General features: G+C 62.2%; 14 protein-coding genes. 4 read left to right on the top strand and 10 right to left on the bottom strand.

Annotated features, from left to right (window positions below):
* Position 1 precedes the first annotated feature (1 nt).
* Positions 2-826, bottom strand: coding sequence for an amidohydrolase family protein (locus ACILSQ_RS17440; RefSeq protein WP_395744942.1), 825 nt, complete (start codon positions 824-826; stop codon positions 2-4).
* Between the two features lie 92 nt (positions 827-918).
* Between ACILSQ_RS17440 and ACILSQ_RS17435 the strand changes: the two genes are divergently transcribed.
* Positions 919-1,269 carry a DUF4339 domain-containing protein gene (locus tag ACILSQ_RS17435; RefSeq protein WP_395744941.1) on the top strand — a complete coding sequence of 117 codons (351 nt, stop codon included), beginning with the start codon at positions 919-921 and terminating at the stop codon, positions 1,267-1,269.
* Between the two features lie 9 nt (positions 1,270-1,278).
* On the opposite strand, the gene ACILSQ_RS17430 is transcribed toward ACILSQ_RS17435, so the two are convergent.
* A complete protein-coding gene (locus ACILSQ_RS17430) occupies positions 1,279-2,091 on the bottom strand; it encodes an amidohydrolase family protein (RefSeq protein ID WP_395744940.1) in 813 nt (270 codons plus the stop codon).
* A gap of 50 nt (positions 2,092-2,141) precedes the next feature.
* On the opposite strand from ACILSQ_RS17430, the gene ACILSQ_RS17425 reads away from it, so the two are divergent.
* Entirely contained in the window at positions 2,142-3,524 is a 1,383-nt protein-coding gene (locus ACILSQ_RS17425; protein ID WP_395744939.1) for an enolase C-terminal domain-like protein, read from the top strand.
* 11 nt (positions 3,525-3,535) lie between these two features.
* On the opposite strand, the gene ACILSQ_RS17420 is transcribed toward ACILSQ_RS17425, so the two are convergent.
* The 6 genes from ACILSQ_RS17420 to ACILSQ_RS17395 form a co-directional block, all read right to left on the bottom strand.
* A complete protein-coding gene (locus ACILSQ_RS17420; protein ID WP_395744938.1) occupies positions 3,536-4,315 on the bottom strand; it encodes a cyclic nucleotide-binding domain-containing protein in 780 nt (259 codons plus the stop codon).
* Between the two features lie 53 nt (positions 4,316-4,368).
* Positions 4,369-5,016, bottom strand: a complete 648-nt coding sequence (locus ACILSQ_RS17415; RefSeq protein WP_395744937.1) for a family 16 glycoside hydrolase — start codon at positions 5,014-5,016, stop codon at positions 4,369-4,371.
* A complete protein-coding gene (locus ACILSQ_RS17410; RefSeq protein ID WP_395744936.1) occupies positions 5,016-6,428 on the bottom strand; it encodes a PQQ-binding-like beta-propeller repeat protein in 1,413 nt (470 codons plus the stop codon). Before ACILSQ_RS17410 ends, ACILSQ_RS17415 begins: the two co-directional genes overlap by 1 nt.
* Positions 6,429-6,524: 96 nt before the next feature.
* The gene (locus tag ACILSQ_RS17405; RefSeq protein ID WP_395744935.1) at positions 6,525-8,129 is read right to left on the bottom strand and encodes a TIGR03790 family protein; all 1,605 of its coding nucleotides are present in this window, start codon (positions 8,127-8,129) and stop codon (positions 6,525-6,527) included.
* A 64-nt stretch (positions 8,130-8,193) separates the two neighbouring features.
* A complete protein-coding gene (locus tag ACILSQ_RS17400; protein WP_395744934.1) occupies positions 8,194-8,976 on the bottom strand; it encodes an MBL fold metallo-hydrolase in 783 nt (260 codons plus the stop codon).
* An 8-nt stretch (positions 8,977-8,984) separates the two neighbouring features.
* Positions 8,985-10,253 (bottom strand): homoserine O-acetyltransferase, encoded by a 1,269-nt coding sequence (locus ACILSQ_RS17395; protein WP_395744933.1) that lies wholly within the window; start codon positions 10,251-10,253, stop codon positions 8,985-8,987.
* A 41-nt stretch (positions 10,254-10,294) separates the two neighbouring features.
* On the opposite strand from ACILSQ_RS17395, the gene ACILSQ_RS17390 reads away from it, so the two are divergent.
* Positions 10,295-11,233, top strand: coding sequence for a polymer-forming cytoskeletal protein (locus ACILSQ_RS17390; protein WP_395744932.1), 939 nt, complete (start codon positions 10,295-10,297; stop codon positions 11,231-11,233).
* 58 nt (positions 11,234-11,291) lie between these two features.
* Positions 11,292-13,067 carry a hypothetical protein gene (locus tag ACILSQ_RS17385; protein WP_395744931.1) on the top strand — a complete coding sequence of 592 codons (1,776 nt, stop codon included), beginning with the start codon at positions 11,292-11,294 and terminating at the stop codon, positions 13,065-13,067.
* 65 nt (positions 13,068-13,132) lie between these two features.
* Here the strand turns inward: ACILSQ_RS17385 and ACILSQ_RS17380 are convergent, their stop codons facing one another.
* Both ACILSQ_RS17380 and ACILSQ_RS17375 read right to left on the bottom strand, forming a co-directional pair.
* The gene (locus ACILSQ_RS17380; protein WP_395744930.1) at positions 13,133-13,921 is read right to left on the bottom strand and encodes an alpha/beta hydrolase; all 789 of its coding nucleotides are present in this window, start codon (positions 13,919-13,921) and stop codon (positions 13,133-13,135) included.
* A gap of 1 nt (position 13,922) precedes the next feature.
* Positions 13,923-15,329: a DUF1501 domain-containing protein gene (locus tag ACILSQ_RS17375; protein ID WP_395744929.1), complete on the bottom strand. Its 1,407-nt coding sequence runs from the start codon at positions 15,327-15,329 to the stop codon at positions 13,923-13,925.
* Between the last annotated feature and the right edge of the window lie 2 nt (positions 15,330-15,331).

Raw genomic sequence — 15,331 nt, 5'->3', positions numbered from 1 at the left:
CTCAGGCGAGCACGCTGGTGGCGTTCTGCGACAGAATCGCCGAGGACTGCGCGGCACTGAGCGCTGACTCCTGCATTTTCAGGCGGGCGGACTCCCAGTAGAACACCGGAGCGAACGAGCCAAAGACGACGCGCTCCAGCGGCCAGGTTTTGAGCAGGATTTCGACACCGCCCACACCTTCGATCATGGCAAAATCCAGCCATACGTTCGGGCAGTCCTGCAGGTGGCGCAGCAGCATGGCCGCATTGGCATTGAGCAGCATGAACCGCGCTTCGGGCATCTCTTTGAGAATGCCGGAGAGCGGCTTGAGATCGACGGGCGCCACGCGCACCTGCGGGTTCTGGGTACGTTCGTCCTCCATCTGCACTACGAGCTGGACGAGCAGGCGATGCTTCACAGCCAGAGCGATGAGATCGCGGAAAGCGGGTGTTTTGAGATCGTAGCCATGATAATTCGGGTGCAGGCGGATCGCGCGCATGCCATGGTCTTCAGCGCAGCGTTTCACATCATCCTGCCAGTCAGGCAGGGAGAGATTGACCGTGCCGCAGGGGCGAAGGATGGACCCTGCGCATGCCTGGGCCAGCCCTCGGTTCACATTCGCTACGTCGCGGCGCAGGAGGCCTTCAAACGCGCCGGTCCATGCTTCCGTCACGCCGCGCTTGGTCAGACCCTCGATGAACGACTGGGGATTTTCAGCGCCGAGCTGGCGGAAGGGATGCGACCCCAGATACACATGGCAGTCGGTCAGTCTGGCCTCTTCGGCGGCCCGCAGGGAAGACGCCGCGAGCGCGGCGCTGGTGCTCAGCATGAAATTCCGGCGATTCATGCCGCCAGTGTGAACGATTCGGTGGCGGTGAAAAGCATTTCCTCCTGCCTTGCGCTGTTTTGATGCATGGGTAGCCTTGCGGCAGAACCCCGATGAACTGGTATTATAACAACGCTGGCGCGGCCGAAGGTCCCATGGATGACCAGGCGATGGGCGAGCTCGTGCGTGCCAACAAACTGGTTTCGGACTCCCTCGTGTGGCACGCCGGTCTGGAGACCTGGCAGACGGTGGCTGCACTGGCGCCTTCCTGGTGGGCGGCATCTCTGCCAACCCCCGCAGGCAGACCTGCGCCGGTGGCGGCCAAAAAGCCGGCTCAGGAAAAGGCGGATTCAGGTGCCCGGCGCCTGGCGGGCCCGAACGCGCCCACTTCGGAAGCCGCCGAGACGAAGGAAAAAGGCGGTTTCCTGAAGCGGCTCTTCGGCTTCGGCAAAAAGAAGGGCTGAAGGCTGCGGTCAGGCCTGAATGCCCTTGGCCTTCAGGATGGGCAGCATGAGGCCGCGCAGATTGTCACAGAAGATTTTTTGCTTGTCCGCTTCGCTGATCTGCGCGCCGTGGACCTTTGCTAGCTGGCTGGCAAAGCTGCGGCCGCCGCAGTCGCTGCCGTAAATGACGCGATCCACGCCGAGCTCGCGCACCGCCATCTCGGTGTAGCCGGCGGTGGGATCCGAGCCGGCGAGATCGGCGTACAAATTCGTCTGGGCGCGGATGGCGCGAATGCCCAGCTCCCAGGTTCCGCCGGTATGGCCGCAGATGATGGGGACGTCAGGAAAACGTTTCGCCAGGGCCACGAGGTCATCGGGGGTCGATTCACCGACATAGTTGCCGTTGGTTTTGAACCAGGTGTGCTGGAAGATCACCGCCTTCAATTCAGCGGCGCGGCGTATGATGGCATCAATGGCGGGCACGCTGCATTTTTCCGCCACCCACAGCTTCACGCCCACCATCGGGCCATTGGCCACGCAGCGCTCCAGTTCGGCCAGGCTCTCCTCCGGGTGCTTGGCGCTGAGATAAACAAACCCGAAGGCACGATCTGGATACTTCGCGATGGCGCGCAGGGCTTCATTGTTTTGCAGCACCAGATCCGCCGGAGAGGGATCCTGCGACCACTTCATGCCCATGTAAACACAGAGCCGTTCGATGCCCATGCGGTCGGCATAGACAAGGAGGGCTTTGAGGCGTTCTTCCGGCGTGAGGCCGGGGACGCCGGAAAGATGACAGTGCAGATCCCAGATGCGCATGGGGAGATTGAAGCGGAGGCATTGCATCGCGGCAATGTTTTCTTTGCGGGCGTGCGGAGGCGCTTCACTTTGAGCCCATGTCCACCACCAAGCCCACCGACGTCCGAGTCACCGCCGCCGAAGTTTTCTTCCTTCCCATCACCCTGCGGGTGCCGCTGAAGTTCGGGCCGGAAACGGTGACCAACGCCGTGTGCCTGCGGGTGCGTGTGACGGTGGCGGACCGCAGCGGCAGGACAGCCCAGGGCTGGGGGGAGACCCCGCTGAGTGTCTCATGGGTCTGGCCCAGCACCCTCAGCGTGGCGGTGCGCGCGCAGCGCATGCGGGATTTTTCCACGCTGCTGGCACAGCGGATTGTGGAAAGCGGCTTCATCGGGCATCCGATGGAGGTGGGGGCGGACTTCATGCACGGCCCGCTGGCGGCGACCTTGAAGGAGTCCAACGCAGCGGCCGGCGGGGATGAGATGCCCTACCTGGGCTCGCTGGTGGCCTTCAGCGCCTTCGACATCGCGGTGCATGACGCCTATGGCGTGCTGCACAACCGTGACATCTACTCCACGTACAACGCCGAGTTCATGAACCGTGATCTCTCCGCCTTCATCACCCCGGAGGAAGGCAGCGGCATTGACTTCAAAGGACGTTATCCGCAGGACTACCTCGTGATGGATGCACCGAAACAACTGCCGGTGTGGCATCTGGTGGGCGGAGTGGATGCCCTGGAGGCTGCGGATTTGAACGGCAGCGAGCCGAAGGACGGGCATCCGCTGCTGCTGGCGGACTGGATTCAGAAAGACGGGCTGAAGTGCCTCAAGGTCAAGCTGCGCGGAACAGATGCAGCCTGGGACTATGAGCGCATGCAGCGCATCGGCCGCATTGGCTTTACCAATGGCGTCCAGTGGCTCAGCGCTGACTTTAACTGCACGGTGAAGGAGCCGGGCTATGTGAATGACATTCTCGACCGGCTGCTGCGCGAAGAGCCGGAGATTTATGCCCGCACCCTGTATGTGGAGCAGCCGTTCCCGTATGATCTGGAGGCGCACCAGATCGATGTGCGCAGTGTTTCGGCGCGCAAGCCGCTGTTTCTGGATGAAAGCGCGCACGACTGGGAGTTTGTGCGACTGGGCCGCCGTCTCGGCTGGTCCGGCGTGGCCTTGAAGACCTGCAAGACTCAGACTGGGGCGCTGCTGAGCCTCTGCTGGGCCAAAGCGCATGGCATGCCGCTCATGGTGCAGGATCTGACGAATCCGATGCTCGCCATGATCCCGCATGTCCGCCTGGCCGCCCATGCCGGAACGATCCAGGGCGTGGAATGCAATGCGATGCAGTTCTATCCTGACGCTTCGCTGCCCGAGCAGGAGATTCACCCCGGGCTGTTCCAGCGCCGCAACGGTGTCGTGGATCTCGGCACCATCCGCGGTCCCGGCTTCGGTTATCGTGCGGATGAAGTGAAGCGCACCCTGTAAACTGACGTCGCTTACGCCAGCTCCTCGATCATGATCGTGTAGCGGTGCGGGCTGTCGGCGTTGCCGAAGACGATTTTGTTTTCACCCGTTTTCAGCGGGGTGCTGATGCAGCCCGCATCAACGCTGACGTGTTCGCCATTCACCCACGAGCCCAGCTTGCTGCCGCGGTCGCGAAGGATGAAATGACCGTGCTCGAAGTCGATCTCGCAATGATTGCGCGAGAGATGGTAAGGGTGCTGCTCCTCAATGGAAAGATCGTTGCGTGCCAGCGATGACACCGCCGTGTCAAAGTAGGTGCGGCCGATGCGGAAGGGCAGCTTGGTGATCGTTTTTTCCACCGGCGGATGATTGAAGCCGGTTTCGTCGTAGTTCGAGCGCAGCTTCACCCGGAACACGGGTTCTTTGGCCGGTTTGGGCTTGGACACCAGCGGCACGGTCGCGTTGGTGGTCGTGCTCAGCAGCAGGTCGGTCCTGCGTATGCGCTCAAACAGTGTGGCGAGATACACATGCAGGCGTTCGGGACGCTGGATGATCTGCTGTTCAAACTCGTCTTCGGCCACAGTTTCCAGCGTCGTGTTCTCCAGCGCGGTGGCGGTGGCCGAGCGCGGGCGGTCCATGATCATGCCCATCTCCCCGAAGATTTCTCCGGGGCCAATTTTGGCGAGCGATTGAACTCCGTGGGAGGTGTTGATGGAGATTTCGACCAGTCCGCTGACGATGAAATAAGCCTCCCGAGACTTGTCGCCTTCACGGAAAATCACCTGACCTCGTTGGATATGCTCGGTTGCCATGGGTGCGGAGAATATGGGGTGGCCCTGCAAGGTCAAGCCTCACCTCGGGCAGATTAGAGACGCCGCACCAGCACGTGCCGGATGCGCGACTGTGTGGCATAGCTGGCGAATCCGAAAGGGATGCATTTTTCAATGTCGCCGGGCCGCAGGCCGAGCTTCCGGCCCTTGGTGCTGGTGTTCACAAAGAGTTTGTCATTGATCCAGGCGCGCAGTTCGTCATCGCGCACCTCGATGCGGACCTTGTGCCAGCGGTTGTTTTCAAAGTAGGCGTTTCCGGCGGTGGAATTGTCACTCGCGTCCATGTCGTCGATGCTGGAGATGCCCACAAGGGTGCCGCCCCAGCCTCCCACCACGAGGGACACATGGGTGTCATTCACCGGAAAGGTCACGGTGCCGAAGAAGTCATTTCCCGCCACACGCATGGCTTCGTACTCGATGGCGTAGCGGGTCAGCGGCAGCCCGGCGGACTTCCAGGCGTCAAATCGTGCGCCGGTCATCGGCTGGCCGGGCTGCAGGGTGATCTCGCCATCACGGACCACCACCCGGCCCTCTTCTGGAATGCCGGAGGCTTTCCAGTCAGAGGCAAACTCCGGCGAGAGCAGCTTCCACTCCATGCGAGGCGCGGGGCCGCAGTGGGTGAGCACAAAAAAGAGGCAGAGCCACGCGGCCCTGCCCCTGAAAAGCTTGAGGGTGCTGCTCATCAGCCTTTCACATCGTAGCAGGAGATGAACTCCTGGTCACGCAGGTAAAGCTTGCCGTTGCTGATGACGGGATGAGTCCAGATGCGGCCGTCTGGCGCCCGCTGGGAGGTTTGTGCCTGGAGCTTGAAGCTGCTGACCATCTCCCAGCCCTTTTCAGAAACTTTGACCAGCGCGATGGTGCCATCCTTTTCTGCCTGGCAGTACAGCATGCCATCAGCAAAGGCCACGGCACCTTTGCCGATGCCCTTGTCCTGCCACACGATATCGCCCGTCTTGAAATCCTGGCAGGTCCAGCCTCCCTTGTCGCTGAAGCCGTAAAGCTTCCCATCCACGAGAATGACGCCGCCATGATGATTCTGCATGTCTTTGTTGGAGTAAACTTCCGTGACATTGCTGCCGTCAACCTTCACGGATTTGCTGCCCACCTTGTAGCCTGCGGTCACATAGATCTGGCCGTCCTTGTGAATGGGGGTTGGAATGACGGCCACATCGCCGGGGAAATCCGTTTTCCACAGAACCTTGCCGGATTTAGACACACCAAAGATGGTCTTTTTGAGCAGCTGCACATACTGGCGCTGTCCGCCGATCTCCGCCGGAATGATGGATGAATACTGCGCCTCTTCAGGCACATCCGAGGTCTGCCACTCCACCTTGCCCGTCTTGGCATTGATGCCCGCCATGGCGCCTTTGGAGCCGCCGGGCGTCACGAGAACAAGATCGCCATCGACGAGAGGAGACTCGGTGTATCCCCAGTTCTGCAGCTTGCCGCCGAGATCTTTCACCAGACTCACGGACCATTCTTTTTTGCCAGACTCGGCGTCGGCGCAGACGAGATCTCCCTGGCCTCCCAGGGCGTAAACCTTGCCTCCTGCCACGGTGGGCGTGCTGCGTGGTCCGTTGCCCCATTTGTTGTTGTAAATGGCTCCGACCACGGTCTCCCACACCTTCTTGCCTGTGGCGGTGTCGATGCAGATGAGCTTCTCCTCGGCATCGTACAGTCCCATGGTGTAAAGCTTGCCGCCTGTAACGGCAAAACCCGAGTAGCCGAGTCCGGCATCTTCGTTCACCCAAACACGCTTGGGTCCGTCTTCAGGCCATTTTTTGAGAAGACCTGTCTCCTTGGAGACGTCGTCACGGTTCGGGCCGCGCCACTGCGGCCAGTCCCCCGGCGCGCCACCGCCTGCACTGCCGGAGCCTCCGCTGAGCAGCGCCTGGTCCGCCTTGCTGAGAGAACTGACCGGCAGGGTGACCAACGTGCCGTTTTCACGCTTCAGGGTGACTTTGCCTCCCGCCACGCCGACGAGTTCGGCTTTGATTTCGTGGGCGCCGGAGGCGTCTTTCCAGATGCGGATTTCAGCGCTGGCCGTGAGGGCCAGGCAAAGGGACAGCAGAACGGTGGTGGTGATCTTCATGGATGGATGGGAATGAGCAGCGGGGATCAAACGGGCGATGCAGGCCGGGTTTTAGCACAGACTGCCACTTTCCCAGCATTCTACCGCATGGAGTTTTCAGCCGCCCATGTCCTTGAGCAGGGATTCCGCGGCAGCGCGGGCGGACTGCTCTTTGAAACGCTCATCCTGGAGGAGCTCACGCAGCAGCGTGCGCGCGGCAGAGGCCTTTTCGCTGCGGCGCAGCATTTCCGCACGGTACAGCTTCAGGCGCAGGAGTGCGGCGGCATCTTGTGTGACGGATTCGGCATGTTCCAGCAGGTCAAGCGACTGGGGAAGCTTGGACTGAAGCGCGGAGAGCAGGGCGGTGAGCTCGAGGAAGAGCGACGGTTCACGTTTTTCGGCGAATTCGGTGAGGGCCGCCTTGATGTGGCTGTCTGGCTCGCCCGCCAGACGCAGGATCATGCCTTGATAGAGCGCATAGCCGCGGTCGGAGCCTTCACCGAGCTTGGCGCCGATGCCCTTCCCAAACGGACGGTACAGCGGGTCTCCCAGCACGACGTTCATCCACGACAGCGCCGGCGTGGCATTCCACGCGGCCTCGCCGACGGTGAAACCTTCCAGGAGGCGCCTGTTGAACACATCAAAGTGCATCGTCAGCGCGAGGTAGGGCTCAAAGACGTTGCCAAAAGTCGCGGCGGCTCCGTGCGAGAGCAGCGGACCGGCCCAGGCCTTTTCATGGGAGCGAATGATGCCGGCGCTGAAGGAATGCAGATGGCAGGCAATGGCACCGCGTTTGAACCGAAACGAGGGCGACGCGAGCGCGCCGGAGATGTGGTCTGTGTACCAGCCGAAATAGAGAATGGTGTCTGGCAGCGGCCAGCTTTCACGCAGCACGGTTTCGGACCGGTCAATAAACACGGGGATGCCCGCGCGGCGGAAGGACTCGGCGCTGTTTTTGAGCCAGTCTTCACCTTCCTGATACGCGCCGGATTTTTGGGCGAGATCAATGACGGCGCGCCCCAGCAGGCCGGTTTGCTCCGCATGCAGCGCATCGTCGATCATGCGTTTCACCGTGGCATCATCAGGTCCGTCCAGCCTGCCGACGATCAGCAGGCCGGCGGAGTTTGCAGCCTGGGGGAAACGCGACTGCTGATCGAAATAAGGATTGCGCAGGCCTCCCTGCACCGGCGGTTTGGTAAGGCCCAGCACGGTGAGCTCGGAGTCAACGCTGGCCTCGTCCTCCTGCGATTGCTTGGGGTTTTGCGCAGCCCGGCGGATCTGAAAAGGCAGGCCACGGATGAGCACCAGCACGCGCGCCTTGTTTGACGGAGCCATGGGAGAGGGAACTCCATCGCCCGTGAGCGGCCTGCCTGGGGCGGGAGGTTCGGCATTCCACCAGTGCCTTGAGGCAAAGAGCTGCAGCAGCGGACCGCGCAACTGGGCCTCAAATTCACCGCGGGAAATGGAGTCCTCCTGCGAGCAGCGCAGCCCAATGAGGCGCTCCTTGGGGATTTGGCGTTTTTCGGCGTAATAGGCGGCGAGCTCCGCGGATCCGGGAAAGTCCGGGTTAAACACGACGACGGTTTCTGCGGCGGCATCCCAGTCCGCCACGAGCTGGGCGCGGGCTGGAAGCGCGAGCGCCAGGACCAGGCAAAAATGACGGATGATGAATGCGGACTGACGAATGAATGACGAGGTGTAAAGCTTATGAGAGCGGCGCAAAACGGACGGCGCCAGGGCGGCTGGCGGTCCGCTTTTCGTCATTGAAGCTTCATTCGTCATTCCATCAGGCCCACTCCAGCTTGAGCCCGTCATAGGCGATGTTCACTCCCGGCGGCAGCTTGGGGTCTTCCACGGCGTGCATGATCTCGCACTGGATGTGGGTGAACCACGTCTGGCACGGCCGGAGCTCCCGCTGCACGGCCAGGCTCTCCTCAAAGCTCATGTGAGTGGAGTGCGGGGTGTGGCGAAGGGCATCGATGATGAGAGTGTCAACACCGCGCAGCAGCTCGAAGGCCTCCGGCAGCAGGGTTTTGCAGTCGGGAATATAGCCGCACAGCTTTTTTCCATCGCGTGAGAAAAGATAGCCGATGGTGTGCACCTTGCCATGCTGGACGGGCAGCGGGGTGACCGTCGTCTCGCCCAGATGAAAGGGGCCGTGGACCAGTTTCGGGAAGGGCTTCAGGTAGCCGCGGTAGCGGTTTTCGCCATTGAAGGCGTAGATGAACATGCGCTCCAGTGAGGCGAGGCATTCTGCCGTGCCGTAGATCGGCAGAAAATGATCCGCCTCGGTGGTGAAACGGCGCAGATCATCGAAGCCCGTGAGGTGGTCCATGTGCGGATGCGTGTAGATGGCGGCGTCCAGGCTGCGGATGTTTTCACGCAGGCACTGCGTGCGGAAGTCCGGCCCCGTGTCCACCACCCAGGCCGCCTCCGGTGTGCGGATGTAAACGGAACTGCGCAGCCGCTTGTCCTTTGGGTCCGGGCTGCGGCAGACCGCACAGTCGCAGCCGATCACGGGAATGCCCACGGAGGTGCCGGTGCCGAGGAAGGTGAGCTGCATTTCCATGGCGCGCTTTATTCGACCTCCGGCACTGGGCGGTCCACCGATCCCTTGTTCCAGCGGCCGTCCAGGGTGAAGGAAAGATGCGGGGTGTAGAGCTGGGGCTCGAGCAGGAAGGAGTCATGGCCTTTGTCGGAGTGCACGGTGATGTGCATGTTGGACACCTCGGCTTTTTCCAGATGGCTGACCAGCTCAGCCTGCTCCTCGGGATAGAAGCAGAAGTCGCTGTCGATGCTGAAGACGAGGTAGTGCTGCCCGGCGGCGGCGCTGCGTGCGAAAAGCTGGGCGTAGGTTTTCACGCCGGCATCTCTGAGCGGATCGTAGCGCAGCCACATGTCGGCGATGCGCAGATAGGTGTTGGCATCAAAGCGCTTCACGAATTTTTTGCCCTGGTGCAGCATGTAGCTCTCCACATTGTGCTGCACGCGGTACCACGAGAGGGACGCGCCGCCGTTTTTCACGTCCTGGCGCGCGCGGCGCTCGATGGCGTCCAGATGGACAAAAGTCTTGTGGCTGATCATGCGGGCGAGCGCCAGACCGTACTCGGGGGCTTTGTCTTCATAATAATCGCCGCCCTGGAAGTGGGGATCATTTTCAATGGCAAGCACCTGCTCAAACAGCGTGAGGCGTGTGAGCACTGTGGTGCGGCAGCCGCTGGCAATGGGGACCACGAGCCTGGCGCGCTCGGGGTAAAGGGTGGCGAGATTGATGGCCAGCAGGCCGCCGACGGACGCGCCCATGACGGCGTGGAGCTGCTGGATGCCGAGGCTGTCGAGCAGGGCGAGCTGGGACCGGACCACATCGCTGGTGCGCACCTCGGGAAAGCTGCTGCCGTAGGGCTTGCCGGTTGCGGGGTTCACCGAGGCCGGACCACTGCTGCCGTAGCAGCCGCCGAGGTAGTTGGCGCAGATGATGAAGTAGCGCCTGGTGTCCAGCGCCTTGTCCGGGCCGATGAACAGATCCCACCAGCCATTGTGGATGTCCTCGGTCCAGCGCTCATCGGTGCCCGGCACTTCACGGGTGATGCCCGCGGCGTGCTGGCTGCCGGAAAGGGCATGAAACAGCAGGATGGCGTTCGATTTGTCGGCATTGAGCCTGCCGTAGGTTTCGTAGGCGACCGTGATTTCGGGCAGCTGGGCGCCGGAGGCGAACGTGAACGGTTCCCTGGCGCTGCCGGTCTGGAAAAACTTGGTTTCTGCTGTTTTGACGGTCTTGGACATGTGGCGCGGAAGAAACAGGGTTTTGGAGATGCGGCAAGGCGGAGATGTGGATTGATGGATCATGGGATTGATGGATGTTTCCGCGTTCCCCCCTTTCTCCCTTCATGCTCGATCCGTTTGTCACTCTCGAAGAAGCAGGTTTCTCCCTGCGGCGGACTGGTGGGGCGGACCGGCTGGCCGGGTGGTCGCCGGAGCTGATCTCCGCTCTGGACTGGGCGCGCTTGTCGGAGCTGGCGCGCGCGATCGCGGCGGAGGCGGGCTGCGAGCTGGCGGGGTCCCGCATCATGCCGGACGGGGCGGTGCATTTTGGCATGATCGAGGAGCCAAAGTCAGCCAAGGCCCGGCGGGCGATGGTGAAGATCGCCCCGTGGAATGAATGGGGCGCCACGCCGGAGACGGTGCAGCGTTTTGCGCAGGAAGTGCGCACCGCCCACAACACCCGCGGCATCTTGATCGCCCCCGCGGGCTTCAGCCCGGCGGCCTTGAGCACGGCACAGGAGCTGCGCATCGAAGCCGTGGATGCCGTGGCGCTGGATGCCGCCGTGCGGGCGCTGCCGGGAGACAAGAGCGATTTTCTTTTCGTGGTCACAACGGCGGGCGATTTTTCCACACCCACCTGCCCGATCTGCATGAAAAAGCTGCAGCGCATCGAGCAGGAAACCCTGGCGCTGCCTTCTCGCACGATCGACATGAACGGCCTCATCGCGGACAGCGTGGTCTGTGACCGCCTCGAAGTGAGCGCCGGCTGCGAAGTCACGTTTTTGCAGGAGGTGCGGGCGCGCTCCGTCATCATCGCGGGCCATGCTTCGGGGGATTTTGTGTGCGAGGGGCCCATCACCTTGGAAAAAGGCGGCACTTTGTCAGGCACGGTGGCCGCGCGCTCCCTGGTGGTCAGAGACGGCGGCGAGCTGCTGGGGCAGTTCCGCATTCTGGAGGGAGAGCTGGGTTCGTTTGTAAAGCCCGCCGTGCGCTGGCACTGGCGCTGCGCGGGTGCTGATGGACAGCGCCAGTGCGGCACGGTGGTCTTTGAGCCGCACCAGTAAGGCGCGAGGCGCGAGATCGTTCTTGGCACGCGGGGGCCGTCTGTGGCATGTAACGCTCATGTCTTCCCACTCCTCCGGCCCCGGCGCTCTGCTTCGACTGGTGTTTTATGCCGCCGCCATTGCCATGGCGCTGCTGCATGTGTTTGTGACGTTTCGCGGCCTTAGCAGCGCGGAAGGCATGAACCAGGCGCAGCTCGCGCGGCAGATCGCCCGTACCGGATCCTATCAGACGCGGGTGATCGAGCCCTACGCCTGGGCGCAGATGGAGGCGGCGCAGAAGCAGCCCACGCCGCTGGCCATGCCGGAGACCGTACAGCCGCCGCTCCAGCCGCTGCTGTGGTCGGCCGCCTTTCGGTTCATGAAGTCCTGGGAGGTGTATGATCCTGTCACGGGCAGTGCGGTTTTTATGCTGGATCGCGTCATCGCATGCTTTGGTGTGACGTGGTATCTGCTCACCATCTTTTTCACCCACGGGGCCGCGCGGCGCTTGTTTGATGAGCAGGTCGCCGCCATCGCCGCCATCGCTCTGCTGGTGTGCGAGCCGGCGTGGGAAATGATGGTCAGCGGCGCGCCGCGCGCGCTGCTGGTGCTGCTGTTCGCGCTGGCGTTCCGCCTGCATGCCTCGGCGGTGGTTCGTGCGGTGGAAAACCGGGGCATGCTCGTGCCGCTGGCGCTGCTGGGAATCGTGTGCTCTCTCATGGTGCTCACTCAATGGATGGCGCTGTGGATCGTGCTGGGGGTCATCATCGGCGTGGCGGTGTTTTTGCCGCGCGGCAGGGCGGGTGTCCTGGTGGTGGCCCTGTTTCCAGTGCTGACTCTTGTTGCCTGGGGCTGGTGGAACACACAGCTTTGCGGTGATCCGCTGGGCGGCATCAAGGCGTTGTTTCAGGCGCAGTCCTCCGCGGTTTCGCATGATTCGCTGCTGCGGGATTTCTCCCCCAGCGTGCCGCTGCTGCAGGTGGATGATCTTTTGCGGCGCATTGGCCTCAACTGGCAGGAGCAGATGGGGCTGCTCATCGCGCATCTGGGCTATGGGATCCCCGCGCTGCTTTTCTTCCTGGCCCTCATGCATCGCTTTCGCAAGGCGGACGCGGCCTCCGCGCGCTGGACGCTGGCGGTTGTTTTTGCGTGCGTGACCGTCGGCATGGGGCTTCTGGGGCTGCCTGGAAGGGACAAGGATGACAATGCGCTCTACGTCGTGCTCATGCCGGCCATGGGCACCTTTGGTGCGGCCATGCTGGTGGTGCTGTGGTCACGTTTTCAAATGTCGGGTGACTTCATGTCGCGCTGGGGCGCGCCGCTGGCGGCCCTGATCATCACCGCCCTGCCCATGGCGGTGAATCTTCCTGTGCTGATCAAATTCGGTCTCACCATGGGAGGCAAAATCCCGCCGCACTGGCCGCCCTACCGGCCGGAGCGCATGCCCATTCTGGGGCTGCTGATGGAGAAGAATGAGTTTGTCATTTCAGACGCGCCCGGGTTCGTTGCCTGGTATGGCGACGTGCCGTGCGTGAACCTCTGCACCCAGCGTGCCGACTATGAACTCATGAAATCAAAGGCCGAGGCGCGTGGCGTGAAGCTGGCGGGTTTTGTGATGACGCCCGTGTCTGCGAAAGTCGAGCATATCACCGACCTCTACACCGGCCCCTATGCTGAATGGCGTGACCTCGTGATCCGCGGGCCCATGCTCGCTTTTGACCGTGACTTTTCCCCCAGCCCCGAGTTTCCCTTCAAGAATCCTGTCCCGCTTGTCGGCCAGACCGTGGGCGACAAGGAGCATCTCAGCCTGCCGATGGTGTTCTACACGGACAAGGCGAGGACGATCAAGAAGTAGCGGGATTGAATGCCCTGGTCCAAGTCTGGAGATGTCATCGTTGTGGAGAAGAAAAAGGCCGCCTTTTAACCGTGACCGAGACAAGTGTTAAAAAAACGCAGCGTGTCCGCCAGATGTTCCTGCCAGTAATCCCAGCTATGGCCGCCGGGAAATTCTTCGTACACATGGGGAATGCCCGCTGCCTCCAGATCGCGGTGAAGGGTGCGGTTGTGCTCGATCAGAATGTCTTCCGTCCCGCAGTCAAAGCGCAGATGTGGCAGCCGGGTGCTTAGTCTGGCACAATCGCTCACAGACAAGGGCTCGGTGCCGGTGAGATCAAATTCCGCGAGCAATTCCTCTACAAAGCCCTGCATCTGCACCACATCCGTGATGCTGCTGTGCGCGCTGATGGCCGTGAATTTCTTTGGATTCAGCAGCCCCAGCCGCAGCGCGCCATAGCCGCCCATGGAAAGTCCGCCGATGAAACGTGGCGCTCCCAGGCAGCGAGCGTCGATCTCGGCGGCGGCGTCGGGAATTTCATCCACGATCCAGCTCGCGTAATCGGCGGCGCGGTGCGGCACATAGCCGGAGCCGTCTCCCCAGAGGCCGTCTGAGGGCATGGCCAGCATCATGGGCGGCAGGTTTTCCTCTTGGACCAGCCTGTCCAGCACCTCATGGGCGCGACCTTTATACAACCAGGCCCAGTGGCTGCCGTAAACGCCGTGCAGCAGGATGACGAGCGGAAGCTTTTCGACATCAGCCGCAGGCGGTATGTAGAAGCTGATGTCCGCGCGCCGATGGAGGGCTGCGGATTTGACCGTGGCATGATGGATGCCACCGCCGGCGTGAACCGATTCAAAGGTGCGGAAACTCATTTCACGCGAGGATGTCTTTGATCACCTTCGCGCCTTCCACGCCGCTGAGGCGCGCATCCAGTCCCTGGAACTTGAAGCTGAAGGCATCGTGCTGAATGCCGAGCTGGTGCAGCATGGTGGCGTGCAGATCGTGCACGGTGGTGATTTTGTCGATGGCGGCGTAGCCGAGATCATCCGTAGCACCGTGAACCATGCCACCCTTGATGCCGGCACCCGCGAGCCAGACGGACATGGCCTTGTTGTGGTGGTCGCGGCCGCTGCCGCCCTGGGACATGGGGGTGCGGCCAAACTCGCCGGCCCACACGATGAGGGTCTCGTCCAGCATGCCGCGCTGCTTGAGATCGGTGATCAGTGCCATGCAGGCGCGGTCGATTTCCTGCGCCTTGAGCGCCACGCCTTCCTTCACGCCGCCGTGGTGGTCCCAGTCCTTGTGATAGAGCTGGATGAAGCGCGTGCCGCGTTCGGCAAGACGGCGTGCGAGAAGGCAGTTGGAGGCAAAGGAGCCATCGCCCGGTGTGCAGCCATACAGTTCGAGTGCTTTCGCGCCTTCCTTGCTCACATCCATCAAATCAGGAACGCTGGCCTGCATTTGAAAGGCCATTTCGTACTGAGCAATGCGAGTGGCGATTTCGGGGTCGTCCACCAGCGCGTTGTGCTGCTTGTTGAGAGCATTGATCGCAGCCACATCGCGGCCCTGCTGATCGCGTGAGATGCCGCCTGGATTGCTCAGATAAAGAACGGGGTCACCCTGGGCGCGAAGCTGCACGCCCTGGTATTTGGAGGGAAGGAAGCCGCTGCTCCACTGCCGTGCAGCGATGGGCTGATTCTGCCCGCCTTTGCCGAGGGAGGTCAGTACGACGAAGCCAGGGAGATCGGAGGCATCCGTGCCCAGACCATAGGTGATCCACGAGCCCATGCTGGGCCGGCCGGCGATTTGGGAGCCGGTGTTCATGAACATGTGCGCCGGATCGTGATTGATGGCGTCCGTGGTCATGGAGCGGATCAGGCAGATGTCGTCGATGACGCTGCCGATCTGCGGAAAGAGGGAGCAGATCTCGATCTGATTTTTGCCAAATTTGGCAAAGGGATGCTGCGGGCCGAAGCAGTTCAGCGGCTTACCCTGGAGCTGCGCGAGCTGCTGCCCCTTGGTGAAGGACTCCGGCATGGGCTTGCCATCCATTTCGGCAAGCTTCGGCTTGGGATCGAACGTCTCCAGATGCGAAGGACCGCCAGCCATGGTGAGCCAGATGACGCGCTTGGCCTTCTGCGGCAGGGGCAGGGTGCCCAGCACGCCGCGCACGGGTGCAGCGTGCGCGGGGCGCAGCAGGGAGGCCAGCGCCACCGCTCCGAGGCCCTGGGAGGTCCTGCCGAGAAAAGCGCGACGATGGAGCGGTGTGGGCGTGTGCATGG

Source organism: Prosthecobacter sp. (genome assembly GCF_044227185.1).
In the GTDB taxonomy this organism is placed as follows: Bacteria; Verrucomicrobiota; Verrucomicrobiia; order Verrucomicrobiales; family Verrucomicrobiaceae; genus Prosthecobacter.
The sequence above is the reverse complement of the archived record's forward strand: the minus strand, read 5'-3'. Positions and strand labels throughout refer to the sequence as shown.

Coding starts and splice junctions, on each gene's coding strand:
- ACILSQ_RS17440 (WP_395744942.1), bottom strand. CDS start 826: ATGAATCGCCGGAATTTCATGCTGAGCACCAGCGCCGCGCTCGCGGCG.
- ACILSQ_RS17435 (WP_395744941.1), top strand. CDS start 919: ATGAACTGGTATTATAACAACGCTGGCGCGGCCGAAGGTCCCATGGAT.
- ACILSQ_RS17430 (WP_395744940.1), bottom strand. CDS start 2,091: ATGCAATGCCTCCGCTTCAATCTCCCCATGCGCATCTGGGATCTGCAC.
- ACILSQ_RS17425 (WP_395744939.1), top strand. CDS start 2,142: ATGTCCACCACCAAGCCCACCGACGTCCGAGTCACCGCCGCCGAAGTT.
- ACILSQ_RS17420 (WP_395744938.1), bottom strand. CDS start 4,315: ATGGCAACCGAGCATATCCAACGAGGTCAGGTGATTTTCCGTGAAGGC.
- ACILSQ_RS17415 (WP_395744937.1), bottom strand. CDS start 5,016: ATGAGCAGCACCCTCAAGCTTTTCAGGGGCAGGGCCGCGTGGCTCTGC.
- ACILSQ_RS17410 (WP_395744936.1), bottom strand. CDS start 6,428: ATGAAGATCACCACCACCGTTCTGCTGTCCCTTTGCCTGGCCCTCACG.
- ACILSQ_RS17400 (WP_395744934.1), bottom strand. CDS start 8,976: ATGGAAATGCAGCTCACCTTCCTCGGCACCGGCACCTCCGTGGGCATT.
- ACILSQ_RS17395 (WP_395744933.1), bottom strand. CDS start 10,253: ATGATCCATCAATCCACATCTCCGCCTTGCCGCATCTCCAAAACCCTG.
- ACILSQ_RS17390 (WP_395744932.1), top strand. CDS start 10,295: ATGCTCGATCCGTTTGTCACTCTCGAAGAAGCAGGTTTCTCCCTGCGG.
- ACILSQ_RS17385 (WP_395744931.1), top strand. CDS start 11,292: ATGTCTTCCCACTCCTCCGGCCCCGGCGCTCTGCTTCGACTGGTGTTT.
- ACILSQ_RS17380 (WP_395744930.1), bottom strand. CDS start 13,921: ATGAGTTTCCGCACCTTTGAATCGGTTCACGCCGGCGGTGGCATCCAT.
- ACILSQ_RS17375 (WP_395744929.1), bottom strand. CDS start 15,329: ATGCACACGCCCACACCGCTCCATCGTCGCGCTTTTCTCGGCAGGACC.